The sequence below is a fragment of the Allobosea sp. GW821-FHT12C12 genome (assembly GCF_058807355.1).
Map to the genome: position 1 here is coordinate 104,215 of NZ_JBXAQP010000008.1, position 15,653 is coordinate 119,867.

Consider the following 15,653-nt stretch of genomic DNA (forward strand, 5'->3'; position numbering starts at 1 on the left):
CTCGGGGTCGACCTGTCCGAAGCACGGCCCCAATCCATGCGCACGATCCGCCGCTCATCCTCGCTGATGGACCGCCTGCCCGATCCGGTGCGGGAGTTCCTGTCGCGCCGCGCCGCCGAGCTGTGCGGACTGGTCCTGCTCGCCGTCACCGCCGCCGTGGCGGTCTCGCTTGCGACCTGGTCTGTCGACGATCCGAGCCTCAACAACGCCACCAACGGGGCGGTCAGCAACTGGCTCGACCGCCCCGGCGCGATGGTCGCCGACCTGACCATGCAGCTGCTGGGCCTCGGCGTCGTCGCCATGCTGTTTCCGCCGCTGACCTGGGCGCTGCGGCTGATGCGCGTGCATCTGTTCGACCGCGGCGCGCTCAAGCTCGGCCTCTGGATCGTCGGCTTCGCCGCCACCGCCGCCGTCGCCAGCGCCCTGCCCGCGACGCCGCGCTGGCCGCTGCCGACCGGAATGGGTGGCGTCATCGGCGACGGCCTGCTGTTCGGCACCCGCAATCTCGTCGGCATCGCCGGCAACGCGCTCGCCGGACTCGTCGGCTTCCTTTATGCCGGCATCGCGATCCTGGCGGTCACGGCCGCGGCCGGCTTCGGCTTCGTCAGCGACGAGGACCCGGTCGAGGAGGCGGAGGCCGCCGACGAATCCTGGTCAGACAACGAGGACCGCCGCGACGACGAGCCCGGCATCGCGGTGATCCTGATCGGCTGGCTCGCCCATGGCGCGATGGCGCTGAAGGGCATGATCATGCGCCGCCTGCCGCATCCGCCGGAGCCGATGGCCGGGACGGCCGGCGCTGCGCCGGTTGCCGCCGGGCGCGTCAGACGCGAACCGCGGTTCCACGAGCAGACAACGCGTGCGCCGATGCCGGATTTCGCCCCCGAGCCACTGCCGGCGTCCCGACCCGCCACGCGCCCTCCCGAACCTGTTTTCAAGGATGACGGCGAGCCGCGGGATCTGCGCGATCTCAACGCGCCGCGCGTCACCGCCCCGCCGGTCGCGCCAAAGCCCGGCAAGCGCCTCCAGCGCGAGGCGCAGCCCTCGCTGCTCGATCGCGAGAAGTTCGAGCTGCCGCCGCTGACCTATCTCTCCGAGCCGAAGAAGCTCCCGGTCAACACGATCTCGACCGATGCGCTCGAGCAGAACGCGACCCTTCTCGAAGGCGTGCTCGAGGATTTCGGCGTGCGCGGCGAGATCACCCAGGTTCGCCCCGGCCCGGTCGTGACGCTCTACGAGCTGGAACCCGCGCCGGGCACCAAATCCTCGCGCGTGATCTCGCTCGCCGACGACATCGCCCGCTCGATGAGCGCGGTCTCCGCCCGCGTCGCCGTGGTGCAGGGCAAGAACGCGATCGGCATCGAACTGCCCAACGCCAAGCGCGAGACCGTCTTCCTGCGCGAGCTTCTGGCGAGCCAGGATTTCGAGAGCTCCAAGCACAAGCTCGCGCTCGGCCTCGGCAAGACCATCGGCGGCGAGCCGGTCATCGTCGATCTCGCCAAGATGCCGCATCTGCTCGTCGCCGGCACCACCGGCTCGGGTAAGTCGGTCGCGATCAACACCATGATCCTGTCGCTGCTCTATCGGCTCAAGCCGGAGGAGTGCCGCCTGATCATGGTCGATCCGAAGATGCTCGAACTCTCCGTCTATGACGGCATTCCCCATCTGCTCACCCCCGTCGTCACCGACCCGAAGAAGGCGGTCGTCGCGTTGAAATGGGCGGTGCGCGAGATGGAGGAGCGCTACAAGAAGATGTCGAAGCTCTCGGTGCGCAACATCGAGGGCTTCAACAACCGCATCGGCGAGGCGAAGGCCGCCGGCGAGGTCGTCACCCGCACCGTGCAGACCGGCTTCGACAGGCATTCCGGCGAGGCGATCTACGAGGACGAGGTCATGGACCTCGAGCCGCTGCCCTTCATCGTCGTCATCGTCGACGAGATGGCCGATCTGATGATGGTCGCCGGCAAGGAGATCGAGGGCACGATCCAGCGCCTCGCCCAGATGGCCCGCGCCGCCGGCATCCATGTCGTGCTCGCGACGCAGCGTCCCTCGGTCGACGTCATCACCGGCACGATCAAGGCGAACTTTCCGACCCGCATCTCGTTCCAGGTCACTTCCAAGATCGATTCGCGCACGATTCTCGGCGAGCAGGGCGCCGAACAGCTGCTCGGCCAGGGCGACATGCTCTACATGGCCGGCGGCGGCCGCATCACCCGCGTCCACGGCCCCTTCGTCTCGGACGCCGAGGTCGAGAAGGTCGTCGCGCATCTGAAGACGCAGGGCCGCCCGCAATATCTCGAGGCCGTCACCTCGGAAGAGGAGCCGGCAGGCGAGGACGCCGAGGACGGCGCGGTCTTCGACAAGAGCGCGATGGCCCAGGCCGAGAGCGAGGATCCGTACGACCAGGCTGTCGCGGTCGTGCTGCGCGACAAGAAGGCCTCGACCTCCTATATCCAGCGCCGCCTCCAGATCGGCTACAACCGCGCCGCCTCGATCATGGAGCGGATGGAGAACGAGGGCATCGTCGGTCCGGCCAACCATGCCGGCAAGCGCGAGATCCTGGTCGAGACGGGCCGCGCCCGCGAGGACGAGGATTGAGCGGGCGGGGCTCGCGCCGCGTTCCGGCGCGCGCTCTGGCCGTCAAATTGCCATGACGCCGTGCAACCTTGCATCGATCCCCGGCGTTGACCAGTTCATCCGGCTTGGCAGCCGTCTGTTTCGGGAGCATTCTGGCTCATGACATCGTTACGGCCCCGCCTGCTCGCGTTCTCCGCCGCATCCGCGCTGGCGGCGGCCCTGCTCGCCGCGCCGGTTACGGCGCAGCCGCTGCAGTTGCAGTCCGCCAGGCCCGCCGGCGGTTCCCCGGCTGCGGCCGCGCCTGCGAACCGCCCGACGCCGCTGCCGCCGATCCGCCCCGAAGGGCTGGGGATCGCACGCGCCGCCGCCGGCGCGCCGGTCGTCACCGCCAATGCCGAGGCGGTCAAGCCGGCGCGCGCGCAGACGCGCGGCCCGGTCCCGGCATCTCAGGCGGAGGCCGTCGACAGGCTGAACGCCTATTTCAACGGATTCGCCAATCTGCAGGGCGATTTCATCCAGTTCGCCGCCGACGGCCGCCGCTTCGAGGGCAAGATCTACGTCCAGCGGCCGGGCAAGATGCGCTTCGACTATCGTCCGCCCGTGACCATGGAGGTCGTCGCCGACGGCACCTCGGTCGCGATCCGCGATTCCAAGCTCGCGACGCAAGATCTCTATTCGATCGGCCAGACGCCGCTGAAGTTCCTGCTCAAGGAGCGGATGGACCTCGCCAAGGACTCCATCGTCACCGGCTACGGCGTCAAGGGCGACATCCTCTCGGTGAAGCTCGAGGACCGCTCGACTCTGGGCGGCACCTCGAAGATCACCCTGAACTACGACCTCGCGGCGAATGTGCTGCGGCAATGGGTGGTGATCGATCCCCAAGGATACGAGACCTCCGTCTCGCTCTACAATCTCGACACCCAGCGCCAGCCGGATCCGAAGAATTTCGTGATCAACTACCAGCGCGTGCTCTGACAGTCCCCGTCATTGCGAGCAATGACGGATGAGCTTGCTTTTCCGCGCGCAGCGAACCAGTTTCCGGCCTCCTCCCGCCGGAATCCTCGCGTGCGACTCACCGTCACCAGCTGGAACATCAACTCGGTGCGCCTGCGCATCGGCATGGTCGGGCAGTTCCTGACCGAGCACGCGCCGGATATCCTGTGCCTTCAGGAGACCAAGACGCCCGACGAGCAGTTTCCGGCGAAGGCTTTCCACCAGCTCGGCTATGTCCATCAGGCCTTCATCGGCCAAAAGGGCTACAACGGCGTCGCGATCGTCTCGAAACTGCCGTTCAGCCAGCGGGACGCGATGGCGATGTGCGGCAAGAACGACGCCCGCCATATGAGCGTCGTGCTCGATTCGGGCGCCGGCGCCGCGGCCGGGATCGCGATCCACAACTTCTACATTCCGGCCGGCGGCGACATTCCCGACCCCGCGCTGAACGTGAAATTCGCCCACAAGCTCGCCTTTCTCGACGAGATCGGCGTCTGGGGCATGGCCAGGCGGCCGAGCGACCGTCCCGCGATCCTGCTCGGCGACCTCAACATCGCCCCCTACGAACACGACGTCTGGAGCCACAAGCAACTGCTCGACGTGGTCAGCCACACGCCGATCGAGACCGCGACGCTGGAGAAGCTGCGTTCGGAACTGGGCTGGACCGACGCGGCGCGGACGCTGCGGCCCGAGCCGGAGAAGCTCTACAGCTGGTGGAGCTACCGCGCCGCCGATTGGGAAGCCTCCAACCGCGGCCGCAGGCTCGACCATATCTGGCTCTCGGAGGGCCTGAAGCCGACGCTGCGCGATCTTGGTTTCCTGCGCGAGGCGCGCGGCTGGGAGCGTCCGTCCGACCATGTCCCGGTGACCGTGACGCTGGAGCTCTGAGGCTCGGACCTAGCCGCGCCCGATGTCGAGCAGCGCGGCCTGTACGCTCGCCAGTTCGCCGACGAAACCTTGCAGGCGGTCGCTGATCGCTTCGGCGATCGCCTGGGCCGAGGCCGGCGATTCGCCGAGCACCCGGCGCATCACGCTGCGCGAGAGCTTCATCACCTGCGTCGGCTCGCGCGCGATCGCCGTCACCGGCCGCTCGATCGCGGCGAACAGCGCCATCTCGCCGAGCAGGGCGCCTGCGCCCGCGATTTCGTCGGCCGGCTGCCCATCGTCGCCCCGCATCAGCGCCACGGCGCCGGAAATGACCAGGAAGGCGCTGTCGGAGGATTCGCCCGCGCGAAACAGCACGTCGCCTGCGCGCAGGATGCGGCTTTCCGCCGCGAACGCCACCAGCCGCAGCGCGTCGCGCTCCATCAGGCCCAGCAGCTTCTGGCGGGCCAGCAGGGCGATGTCGTCGTCGAGCGCCATTCGGACTTAAGGATTCAGGCGGTAGCCGCCCGCATCCGTCACGAGCAGTCGGGCATGGCCGGGATCGGGCTCGATCTTCTGGCGCAGCCGATAGATATGCGTCTCCAGCGTATGCGTGGTGACCTGCGAATTGTAGCCCCAGACCTCCTGCAGCAGGATATCGCGGGCGATCGGCCTGCGGCCGGCGCGATAGAGGAAGCGCAGGATCGCGGTTTCCTTCTCGGTCAGCTTAGTCTTGGAGCCCTTCTCGCTGACCAGCAGCTTCGAGCCGGGATGGAACGTATAGGGCCCGACCTGGAAGACCGCGTCCTCGCTCGCTTCGTACTGGCGCAGATGCGCCCGGATGCGGGCGAGCAGCACGGCGAACTTGAAAGGCTTGACGACATAGTCGTTGGCGCCGGCTTCCAGACCCAGAACGGTGTCGGCGTCCGAGCCCTGCCCGGTCAGCATGATCACCGGGCTCTTGAAACCGTTCTTGCGCATCAGCTTGACCGCCTCGCGGCCATCCATGTCGGGCAGTCCGACATCCATCACCGCGAGGTCGAAGCGCTCCGCCTGCACCGCCTTGACGGCCGCCGTCGCGGCGCCGGCGGCCGAGATCTTGAACTCGTCATAGAGGGCAAGCTGTTCGGCCAGGGCGTCACGCAACGTCTGGTCGTCGTCGACCAGAAGGATATGATGGACGGCTGCCATGTGGATTCGTTCGTCTGGTTGCGATTCCGGCACCATGAGCCCGCTGATTCGCGACCGCAAGTCAGGCACGGTCGAAAACGGGTCAAGCAGGATGGAAACGCCGTGAGAAAATGTGACAAGCCGCGGGCCGGCTCGCCGGGGAAACGGAGCAGACAGCTGACCAGCTTGCGCGTGTTCGCCTCGGTCCGCGACCGCCGCACCGGCTTCCTGGTCGCCGGAAACGCCGTCTTTCCCTGCGCGCTCGGCCGCTCCGGCATCGGCAGGCTCAAGCGCGAGGGCGACGGCTTCACGCCCCGCGCGGCCCTGCCGCTGCGGCGTGTCTTCTGGCGCGCCGACCGTTTGCCGAGGCCGCGCACGCTGCTGGCGGCGCGGGCGATCCGGCCCCGCGACGCCTGGTGCGACGATGCGGGCGACCGCCGCTACAACCGCCTGATCGACCGCCCGCCGGGCGAGGCGGAGGAGCGGCTGACCCGCGCCGACCATCTCTACGACGTCGTCGTCGAACTCGGCTGGAACGACGCCCCGGTCAGGCGCGGGCGCGGCAGCGCGATCTTCTGGCACCTGGCGAGGCCGGGCTTCACGCCGACGGCTGGCTGTGTCGCGGTGCGGGGCGAGGTGTTCGCGAAGGTTCTGCCAAGGCTGGCCTGTAGATGCATGATGGTCGTGGAGTAAGCGTTCTTCCCTCATGCCCGGCGTTGCGCCGACCATGACGGGCGTCGCGGCTCACCCCGCGCGCCGAAGATCGCGCTGCCGACCCGCACATGCGTCGCGCCGAGCTGGATCGCGGCCTCGTAATCGGCGCTCATGCCCATCGACAGGCCGGGCAGGCCGTTGCGCGCGGCGATCTTGGCGAGCAGCGCGAAATGCGGCGAGGGCTGGTCCTCGGCCGGCGGGATGCACATCAGCCCCTCGATGACGAGGCCATGATGGACCCGGCAGAGATCGAGGAAGGCGTCGATCCCCGATGGGCTCACGCCGCCCTTCTGCGGCTCGTCGCCGGTGTTGACCTGCACGAACAGGCGCGGCGCCCGGCCCGAGCGGGCGATCTCGCGGGCCAGCTCCTTGGCCAGGCTTTCGCGGTCGAGCGACTGGATCACGTCGAACAGCTCGACCGCCTCGCGCGCCTTGTTGGATTGCAGCGGCCCGATCATGTGCAGCTCGACATCGGGGCAGCGTGCGCGCAGCGCCGGCCATTTTGCTTTGGCCTCCTGCACGTAGTTCTCGCCGAAGACGCGCTGGTCCGCCTCCAGCGCGGCCAGGATCGCCTCCTCCGGCATCGTCTTGGAGACCGCGACCAGCGTCACCGAATCGGGCTCGCGCCCGACGTCGCGGGCCGACCGCGCCACGGCGCTTCGCGTTTCCAGAAGCCGCGTCCGGACGTCGCTCATCGCAAAAACCCTTCCATTCCGAGGGCTTCCGCCCCTTGCGCGCCGTTGACCCGGTCCGCGCAATCGTGTCCTAGTCCGGCTCGCTTCGCTCACGCAACAATCGCATGCTCTCATGGCCGTCGAACGCTACAATCCCAAGGAATCCGAGCCGAAATGGCGTCAGGTCTGGAACGAGCGAAAGCTCTTCGAGACCCGTAACGATGACAGCCGGCCGAGCTATTACGTGCTCGAGATGTTTCCCTATCCGTCCGGGCGCATCCATATGGGCCATGTCCGCAACTATGCGATGGGCGATGTCGTCGCGCGTTACAAGCGCGCCAAGGGCTTTGCCGTGCTGCACCCGATGGGCTGGGACGCCTTCGGTCTGCCGGCCGAGAACGCCGCCAAGGCCAACAAAATCCATCCGCGCGACTGGACCTACGCCAATATCGCGACGATGCGGACGCAATTGCAGTCGATGGGACTGTCGCTCGACTGGAGCCGCGAGCTCGCGACCTGCGATCCGAGCTACTACAAGCACCAGCAGAAGCTCTTCCTGGATTTCCTGAAGGCCGGGCTGGTCGACCGCAAGACCGCCAAGGTCAACTGGGACCCGGTCGACGAGACGGTTCTGGCCAACGAGCAGGTCATCGACGGCCGCGGCTGGCGCTCCGGCGCGGTCGTCGAGTTGCGCGAGCTGACGCAATGGTTCTTCAGGATCACCGATTACGGCCAGGAACTGCACGACGCGCTGGAAGGCCTGAACCGCTGGCCCGACAAGGTCCGGCTGATGCAGAGGAACTGGATCGGCCGTTCGGAAGGCCTGCTGATTCGTTTCGGCCTCGAATCGAGCGCGACGGCGTTGAACGAACTCGAGGTCTACACGACGCGGCCCGACACGCTGTTCGGCGCGAAGTTCCTCGCCGTGGCGCCCGATCACCCGCTGGCCAGGGCCGCCGCCGTCGAAAGCCCGGCGCTGCGGGGCTTCATCGAGGACTGCAAACGCATCGGGACGGCGCAGGAGGCGATCGACAAGGCGGAGAAGCTCGGCTTCGACACCGGGTTGCGCGCCGTCCATCCCTTTGATTCGTCATGGACATTGCCGGTTTATGTCGCGAACTTCATCCTGATGGAGTACGGTGCCGGCGCGATCTTCGGCTGTCCGGCGCACGACCAGCGCGACCTCGACTTCGTCAACAGATACGGGCTCGGCAACACCCCGGTCGTCTGCCCCGAGGGCGTCGATCCGGCGAGCTTCGTCGTGACCGACACGGCCTATGTCGATGACGGCCGCATGATCAATTCGCGCTTCCTCGACGGCATGACCATTCCGGAGGCGAAAGAAGAGGTCGCCCGCCGCCTGGAAGCGGCGACGCGCGGCGGCGCGCCGGTGGCGGCGCGCAAGGTCAATTTCCGCCTGCGCGACTGGGGCGTCTCGCGCCAGCGCTATTGGGGCTGCCCGATTCCGGTGATCCATTGCGCCGATTGCGGCGTCGTGCCGGTGCCCGACGTCGACTTGCCGGTGACCCTGCCAGACGATGTCTCCTTCGAGAAGCCCGGCAACCCGCTCGACCATCATCCGACGTGGAAGCATGTCGCCTGTCCGCAATGCGGCAGACCGGCGCGGCGCGAAACCGACACGATGGACACTTTCGTCGATTCGTCCTGGTATTTCGCGCGCTTCACCGATCCGTGGCGGACCGATACGCCGACCGACCGCGCCGTGGTCGACCGCTTCCTGCCGGTCGACCAGTATATCGGCGGCGTCGAGCATGCGATCCTGCACCTGCTCTATTCGCGCTTCTTCACCCGGGCCATGAAGGCGACCGGCCACGCCGGGCTGGACGAGCCTTTCGACGGCATGTTCACGCAGGGCATGGTCGTGCACGAGACCTATCGCGCGCAGGACGGCGCCTGGATCGAGCCCGGCGACGTCCGGATCGAGGCCGATGGCTCGCAGCGGCGCGGCTTCCATGTCGAGAGCGGCGCCCCGATCGAGATCGGCGCGATCGAGAAGATGTCGAAGTCGAAGAAGAATGTCGTCGACCCCGACGACATCATCGCCTCCTACGGGGCCGACACGGCGCGCTGGTTCATGCTCTCGGATTCGCCGCCGGACCGCGACGTGATCTGGACCGACGAGGGCGTGCAGGGCGCGGCCCGCTTCGTGCAGCGGCTCTGGCGGCTGGTCGGCGAGATCGCCGTGCGGACAGCCAACGAGGCCGCCATGCCGGCCTCGTTCGGCGATCCGGCGACCACGCTGCGCAAGGCGAGCCACCGGGCGCTGCATGCTGTCGGGGCCGATATCGAACGGCTCGGCTTCAACCGCTGCGTCGCCCACATCTACACCCTGACCAACGCCATCGGCAAAGCGCTGGACGCGGCGGCCGAGAACGCCGACCTCGCTCCGGACACGGCCTTCGCCCTGCACGAATCCGCCATCATCGCGACGCAACTTGTCGCGCCGATGATGCCGCATCTCGCCGAGGAATGCTGGCAGGCGCTCGCTCGGCCCGGCCTTGTCGGCGAGGCCGCCTGGCCGGTCGCCGACGAGGCGCTGCTGAAGGACGACAGCGTCACGCTGCCGGTCCAGATCAACGGCAGGAAGCGGGCGGAGGTGACGGTGCCGGCCGATGCCGATAGCATGGCGGTCGAAGCGATAGTGCGCGCGACCGACGCCGTGATGAAGGCGCTCGAAGGCCGGGCTGTCCGGAAGATCATCGTCGTGCCTGGGAGAATCGTGAATGTCGTTGCCTGAGGCCGATCCGTCGACGCCGGCTCCGTCGCGCCGCCTGATGCTGGCGGCAGCCCTGGCCGCCGCCGCGCTGACCGGCGGCTGCCTGCAGCCGCTCTATGCCGAGAGCACGGCCAGCAGCGTCGGCGGCAGCGTCAGGAACGCGCTGAGAGATGTCGAGATCGCCGAGATCAAGGGGCTGACCGGGCATTACCTGCGCAACGAACTCGTCTTCGAGCTCGACGGCGGAGGAGACAACCCGGCGCCGAAGCGACTGAAGCTGACGGCCTCCGTGACCGACGCGCTCGAGGTCATCACGGTCGATTTCGCCAATGGCCGGGCCGATTCGGCGATCCTCGTCGCGCGCGCCACCTGGAGCGTCGCCAACATCGCCAACGGCCAGGTCGTGTCGCAAGGCACCAACATGGTCCGCGCCCCCTATGAACGTTCGGTCCAGCGCTTCGCGACCGTTCGCGCCGCGCGCGATGCCCAGATCCGGGCCGCGAAATCGCTCGCGACCCTGATACGCGGCCAGCTCTCCGCCGATCTGGTCTCGAAATAGGCGGACGTTCACGCCATGGTCGCCGTCAAGGCGCATGAGGCCGACAGGGTCTTGGCCCGCCCCGATCCGGCCTGGCGGCTGGTGCTGTTCCACGGTCCCGACGCCGGGCTCGTCGCGGAACGCGCCGCCCGCCTCGCCCGCGCCAGCGTCGACGATCCTCACGACGCCTTCCAGCTCGTGCGCATGGACGGCGACGACATCGCCGCGGACCCGCTCAAGCTGGTCGACGAGGCCAACACGATCGGCCTGTTCGGCGGGCGGCGCGCGATCCGCGTCTCCGTCACGAGCAAGCCGCTGCTGTCCGCCGTGGAGCCGCTGCTGGCGACGCCGTCGCAGGACGCCATCGTCATCGTGGAGGCCGGCGATCTCCAGCGGGGCAATCCGTTGCGGCTCGCCTGCGAGAGGGCCCGCACCGCCCTCGCCGTGCCCTGCTATGGCGATGCGGCCCGCGATCTCGGCGCGATCATCGACGAGATGGTCAAAGCCGAGGGCAAGACCATCGACCGGGTCGGCCGCGACCGCATCGCCGGCCTCCTCGGCGGCGACCGCCAGACCTCGCGCCGCGAGATCGAGAAGCTGCTGCTCTATGCCGGCGCCGACCGGGTGATCGATGACAGCCATATCGACGCGGTCGTCGGCGACACCGCCCAGCGCGAGCTCGGGATGCTGGTCGATGCGGTCTTCGCTGGCCGGGTCGCGGCGCTCGACCTCGCACAGGCCAAGCTCAGCCGCGAGGGCCTCGACGCCGGCGTCATGCTCGGCGGCGTGCTGCGCCATGCGCTTGGGCTGCTCAAGGCGCGCCAGAGTGTCGATGCCGGACGCAGCGCCAGGGACGCGGTCGCGGCGATGCGCCTGCCATATCCGCGCATCGCGGCGACCGAGGCGGCGCTCAACAGCTGGACGACGCCGAAGCTCGTCGAGGCGGTGTCCCTGCTCGGAACCGCGACGCTGGCGGTCCGGCGCGACGCCGACACCGGCAAATCGGCGGCCGTTCGCGCGCTCTGGACGATAGCGCGGCAGGCGCGCAGCGGCTCCCGCGCCGACTGAATAGGCCGGTTCGTCAGGTCTTCAGCCGCCGGCAGAGCGACTCGAGCTGCTCCAGGGTCTTGTAGCCGATCTTCATCTCGCCGCCGCCGCTGGCGCGATGCTGGATCGAGACCGACAGGCCCAGAGCCTCCTCCAGCGCCTTCTCGACGGCCCGCGTATCCGGATCCTTGTCGCGCCGGGTCGGACCGGGCACGCTCTTGCTTTCGCCGCGGCTCTCGTCCTGCACGATACGTTCGATATCGCGCACGCTGAGCCCGTCATCGACGATCTTGCGCGCCATCAATTCCGGGTCCGAAACAGAAAGGAGCGCGCGGGCATGCCCGGCCGAAAGCGAGCCCTCGCCGACCATGCGGCGCACGGGCTCGGGCAGCCTGGACAGTCGCAGCGTGTTGGCGACGTGGCTGCGGCTTTTGCCGATGACACGCGCCAGATCGTTCTGGGTGTAGCCGAATTCGGCGATCAGGCGCTCGTAGCCCGCCGCCTCCTCGATCGCGTTGAGATCCGTGCGCTGGACGTTCTCGACGATGGCGATTTCCAGCGCCTCGCGATCGTCCGCCTCGACCAGAAGAACCGGAATCTCATGCAGGCCGGCGCGCTGCGCCGCGCGCCAGCGCCGTTCGCCGGCGATGATCTCATAGGCGTCGGCGACCCCGCCGATCGGCCGCACGATGATCGGCTGCAGGATGCCGCGCTCGCGGATCGAGGCCGTCAGCTCCTCGAGATCCTCCTCGCCGAAGCTGCGGCGCGGATTGCGCGCGCCGGGCCGCAGGAACTCGACCGGGACGCGGCGCTGGCCGCGCGCCCGCTCAAGCGCGCCGATCTCGTCGCCGACATCGCCGATCAGGGCCGCGAGGCCCCGGCCCAGGCGGGAACGCCCCTGTTCTTCGGCCATCGCAATCCTCTTGACTCACATGCAAATCGGGTTCAGGCGGCCGCGCGCAGCGCCCGTTCGCGCTTGATCACCTCCGAGGCGAGCCGCAGATAGGCCTGCGATCCGGAGCAGCGCAGATCGTAGAGCAGGGCCGGCTTGCCGTAGGAGGGCGCTTCCGATACGCGGACATTGCGCGGGATCACCGTCTCGTAGACCTTGTCGCCGAGGAAATCGCGGACATCGGCCATGACCTGCCCGGACAGGTTGTTGCGCGGGTCGTACATGGTCAGCACGACGCCCTGGATGATCAGGCGCGGGTTGAGCCCGGCACGGACCTGCTCCACCGTCTTGAGCAACTGGCTAAGGCCCTCCAGCGCGAAGAACTCGCATTGCAGGGGGACCAGCACGGCGTCGGCCGCGGTCATGGCGTTGATCGTGATCAGGCTGAGCGAAGGCGGGCAGTCGATCAGGATATAGGTCAGATCGTTGCAGCGCTGGTCGTAGACCAGTTCGTCGATCGCCTTCTTGAGCTTCAGCGCGCGGTCCTTGTCGCCGGCGATCTCCAGCTCGACGCCGAGCAGGTCGAGCGTCGAAGGCGCCAGGAACAGGCCCGGCACGGCCGTCTCCTGCAAGGCCTGACCGAGGCCGATATCGCCGCAGAGCACGTCATAGGTCGAGGATTTGCGGCTCCTGCGATCGACGCCGAGCCCGGTCGAGGCATTGCCCTGCGGATCGAGATCGACGATCAGCACCCTTTCGCCGATCGCGGCCAGCGCCGTGCCGAGATTGATCGCCGTCGTCGTCTTGCCGACGCCGCCTTTCTGATTCGCGAGCGCCAGCACGCGCGGGCGGCGGGGCGGCGGAATGGGCGTCATACCGGTCATGGATCGGCTCGTTTCTCGGCCGCGCGGACCATCAGGATCCGGGCGGCCTCATCCGTCACGGACAAGATCGTCGATGCCTGAATCTTCCAATATTTAGAGGCCTCGGTCAATTCCTGCTCTAGATGTTGTCCTTTGGGAAAAAACCCGACGGCCCCGCTTGTCAACAGCTCATTGCACCAGCCCAGCAGAAGCGGCAAGGGCGCCAGAGCGCGGGCCGTGACGACGTCGATTCTGCCGGCGAAATCGGCCACGACCGCCTCGATTCGCGCGGCATGGACGGTCACCGGCGCTCCCGTGACACGGGCCGCGTGACGCAGGAAGGCGCATTTGCGGGCATTGCTCTCGACCAGATCGATCCGGCCGATGCCGGCCTCCGCCAGGCAGATTCCAATGACAAGGCCGGGAAAGCCGCCGCCGGAACCGAGATCCAGCCACCGCTCGGCCTGAGGCGCCAGGTTGAAAATCTGCAGCGAGTCGGAAATATGACGCGTCCAGACATCGCCGAGCGTTGCCGAGGAGACGAGATTCTTTGCGGCCTGCCAGCGCCGCAGCTCCGCGACCAGCAGCGCCAGACGCTCCTCTGTTTCACGTGAAACAGGCGTCAAGCGCAAAGCGCGGTCACGATCACTCTCGTCCACAGCCGGAATCAGGCCTCGATGCCGACAGGCGCGGGCCGCCGTCGTCGTGCATGCGCCGCAAGCAGGGCCAGTGCCGCTGGCGTCATCCCCTCGATCCTTGCCGCCTGGGCCAGATCGGCGGGACACTGGTTCGCGAGCTTCAGCTTCAACTCGTTGGACAGGCCCGAAATGCCCTCAAGATCGAGATCATCGGGCACCTTGAGCGACTGGTCGCGCCGATAGGATTGAATTTCGGCGCCCTGTCGATCGAGATAGACCGCATAGACCGCATCGGCGGCCACGCGGGTCGAAACCGCGGGCGCGACAGATTTCAGCTCCGGCCAGATCTCCGCCAGCCGCTCGAAACCGATATCGGGATGGGACAACAGTTGAAAGGCGCTACGCTTCAGCCCGTCATGATTGAGCTGAAGACCAAAGCCCGAAGCCTGCCGCGGAGTCAGCGACAGATTCGTCAATCTGCCTCTGAGTGACGCGATCGCGCCGGAGCGCGCGGCAAAAGCCGAGCCGCGCGCGCTCCCGACCAGCCCTTCGGAAAGTCCAAGCGGCGTCAGGCGCTCGTCGGCATTGTCGACCCGCAGCGAGAGCCGGAATTCGGCCCGCGACGTGAACATTCGATACGGTTCCGTAACGCCGCGGGTCACGAGATCGTCGACCAGCACGCCGATATAGGAGGAAGTTCGCTCCAGCACGATCGGCGCGGCGCCGCCGGCCTGCCGGGCCGCATTCCATCCGGCGAGAAGGCCCTGCGCGGCCGCCTCCTCATAGCCGGTCGTTCCGTTGATCTGCCCGGCCAGGAACAGGCCGTTGATGGCGCGGGTTTCCAGCGTGTTCTTCAGGGCGCGCGGGTCGACGTAATCGTATTCGATCGCATAGCCCGGACGCAGCATGATTGTGCGCTCCAGCCCCGGTATCGTCGCAAGCAGCGCAAGCTGGACATCCTCCGGCAGCGATGTCGAGATGCCGTTCGGATAGACCGTGGGATCGTCGAGTCCTTCCGGCTCCAGGAAGATCTGGTGGCCGTCCCTGTCGCCGAAGCGGCCGACCTTGTCCTCGATCGACGGGCAGTAGCGCGGGCCGCGACCCTCGATCTGCCCGGAGAACATCGGCGCGCGATGCAGGTTCGCGCGGATCAGATCATGGCTTGCGAGCGTGGTCCGCGTGATGCCGCAGGCGATCTGCGGCGTCGTGATTGCGTCGGTCAGGGCCGAGAAGGGCTCGGGCGGATCGTCGCCGGCCTGCATCTCCAGCGCCGTCCAATCGATGGTGCGCCCGTCGAGGCGCGGCGGCGTGCCCGTCTTGAGCCGGCCGAGCGCGAAGCCATGCCGCTCCAGCGTCGCCGAAAGACCCAGCGAAGGCGCCTCGTCGACGCGGCCGGCCGGGATCTTTTTCTCGCCGATGTGGATCAGGCCGCGCAGAAATGTGCCGGTCGTCAACACGACCGTTCCGGTGGCGAATCGACGGCCATCGGCGAGAATGACGGCGGCGACGCGTCCGTCCCGCACATCGAGATCGAAGGCCTCGCCCGCAATGATCTCGAGGCCGGGCTGTTCGGCCAGAAGATCGCCGACAGCCTTGCGATAGAGCGCCCGGTCGGCCTGGGCGCGCGGACCGCGCACGGCTGGTCCCTTGCGGCGGTTGAGCATGCGGAACTGGATGCCGGCCCGGTCGGCCGCCAAGGCCATGATGCCGTCGAGCGCATCGATCTCGCGGACGAGATGACCCTTGCCGAGACCGCCGATCGCGGGATTGCACGACATCACGCCGACCGTTTCGACCTTATGCGTCAGCAGCACCGTGCGGGCGCCCTGGCGCGCCGCCGCCGCGGCCGCCTCGACACCGGCATGGCCGCCGCCGACGACGATGACGTCGTATCGCGCGCGAGGATCGAGTTGGGACATGGCGGATTGGCTAGCGAAGCAAGTGGT

14 protein-coding genes are annotated in these 15,653 nt (G+C 67.9%); 7 read left to right on the forward strand and 7 right to left on the reverse strand.

What is annotated here, in order from left to right; all coding sequences use genetic code 11:
• Positions 1 to 36 precede the first annotated feature (36 nt).
• The 3 genes from AC1RRW_RS13345 (at position 37) to xth (ending at position 4,458) form a co-directional block, all read left to right on the forward strand.
• Positions 37 to 2,598, forward strand: coding sequence for a DNA translocase FtsK (locus AC1RRW_RS13345; protein ID WP_492901245.1), 2,562 nt, complete (start codon positions 37 to 39; stop codon positions 2,596 to 2,598).
• A gap of 138 nt (positions 2,599 to 2,736) precedes the next feature.
• Positions 2,737 to 3,552, forward strand: coding sequence for a LolA family protein (locus tag AC1RRW_RS13350; RefSeq protein WP_492901246.1), 816 nt, complete (start codon positions 2,737 to 2,739; stop codon positions 3,550 to 3,552).
• A 90-nt stretch (positions 3,553 to 3,642) separates the two neighbouring features.
• Positions 3,643 to 4,458, forward strand: coding sequence for an exodeoxyribonuclease III (gene xth / locus AC1RRW_RS13355; protein WP_492901247.1), 816 nt, complete (start codon positions 3,643 to 3,645; stop codon positions 4,456 to 4,458).
• A 9-nt stretch (positions 4,459 to 4,467) separates the two neighbouring features.
• On the opposite strand, the gene AC1RRW_RS13360 is transcribed toward xth, so the two are convergent.
• Together AC1RRW_RS13360 and AC1RRW_RS13365 are read right to left on the reverse strand one after the other, a co-directional pair.
• The gene (locus tag AC1RRW_RS13360; protein ID WP_492901248.1) at positions 4,468 to 4,932 is read right to left on the reverse strand and encodes a cyclic nucleotide-binding domain-containing protein; all 465 of its coding nucleotides are present in this window, start codon (positions 4,930 to 4,932) and stop codon (positions 4,468 to 4,470) included.
• 6 nt (positions 4,933 to 4,938) lie between these two features.
• Positions 4,939 to 5,625 carry a response regulator transcription factor gene (locus AC1RRW_RS13365; RefSeq protein WP_492901249.1) on the reverse strand — a complete coding sequence of 229 codons (687 nt, stop codon included), beginning with the start codon at positions 5,623 to 5,625 and terminating at the stop codon, positions 4,939 to 4,941.
• A gap of 171 nt (positions 5,626 to 5,796) precedes the next feature.
• Between AC1RRW_RS13365 and AC1RRW_RS13370 the strand changes: the two genes are divergently transcribed.
• Positions 5,797 to 6,297: a L,D-transpeptidase family protein gene (locus AC1RRW_RS13370; RefSeq protein ID WP_492901250.1), complete on the forward strand. Its 501-nt coding sequence runs from the start codon at positions 5,797 to 5,799 to the stop codon at positions 6,295 to 6,297.
• An 11-nt stretch (positions 6,298 to 6,308) separates the two neighbouring features.
• Here AC1RRW_RS13370 and AC1RRW_RS13375 read toward each other — a convergent pair whose 3' ends face one another.
• Complete coding sequence (locus AC1RRW_RS13375; RefSeq protein WP_492901251.1) at positions 6,309 to 7,013, reverse strand: YggS family pyridoxal phosphate-dependent enzyme; 705 nt, start codon at positions 7,011 to 7,013, stop codon at positions 6,309 to 6,311.
• Between the two features lie 112 nt (positions 7,014 to 7,125).
• Between AC1RRW_RS13375 and leuS the strand changes: the two genes are divergently transcribed.
• The 3 genes from leuS to holA are packed head-to-tail and all read left to right on the forward strand — an operon-like array spanning position 7,126 to position 11,335.
• The gene (leuS, locus tag AC1RRW_RS13380) at positions 7,126 to 9,750 is read left to right on the forward strand and encodes a leucine--tRNA ligase (protein ID WP_492901252.1); all 2,625 of its coding nucleotides are present in this window, start codon (positions 7,126 to 7,128) and stop codon (positions 9,748 to 9,750) included.
• Complete coding sequence (locus AC1RRW_RS13385; protein WP_492901253.1) at positions 9,737 to 10,288, forward strand: hypothetical protein; 552 nt, start codon at positions 9,737 to 9,739, stop codon at positions 10,286 to 10,288. Before leuS ends, AC1RRW_RS13385 begins: the two co-directional genes overlap by 14 nt.
• A gap of 15 nt (positions 10,289 to 10,303) precedes the next feature.
• Positions 10,304 to 11,335, forward strand: coding sequence for a DNA polymerase III subunit delta (gene holA / locus AC1RRW_RS13390; RefSeq protein ID WP_492901254.1), 1,032 nt, complete (start codon positions 10,304 to 10,306; stop codon positions 11,333 to 11,335).
• A 13-nt stretch (positions 11,336 to 11,348) separates the two neighbouring features.
• Here holA and AC1RRW_RS13395 read toward each other — a convergent pair whose 3' ends face one another.
• The 4 genes from AC1RRW_RS13395 to mnmG are packed head-to-tail and all read right to left on the reverse strand — an operon-like array spanning position 11,349 to position 15,626.
• Positions 11,349 to 12,227 (reverse strand): ParB/RepB/Spo0J family partition protein, encoded by an 879-nt coding sequence (locus AC1RRW_RS13395; RefSeq protein WP_492901255.1) that lies wholly within the window; start codon positions 12,225 to 12,227, stop codon positions 11,349 to 11,351.
• A 32-nt stretch (positions 12,228 to 12,259) separates the two neighbouring features.
• Entirely contained in the window at positions 12,260 to 13,081 is an 822-nt protein-coding gene (locus AC1RRW_RS13400; RefSeq protein ID WP_492901361.1) for a ParA family protein, read from the reverse strand.
• 5 nt (positions 13,082 to 13,086) lie between these two features.
• Positions 13,087 to 13,728 carry a 16S rRNA (guanine(527)-N(7))-methyltransferase RsmG gene (gene rsmG, locus AC1RRW_RS13405; RefSeq protein WP_492901256.1) on the reverse strand — a complete coding sequence of 214 codons (642 nt, stop codon included), beginning with the start codon at positions 13,726 to 13,728 and terminating at the stop codon, positions 13,087 to 13,089.
• A gap of 8 nt (positions 13,729 to 13,736) precedes the next feature.
• Entirely contained in the window at positions 13,737 to 15,626 is a 1,890-nt protein-coding gene (mnmG, locus tag AC1RRW_RS13410) for a tRNA uridine-5-carboxymethylaminomethyl(34) synthesis enzyme MnmG (protein ID WP_492901257.1), read from the reverse strand.
• Positions 15,627 to 15,653 lie beyond the last annotated feature (27 nt).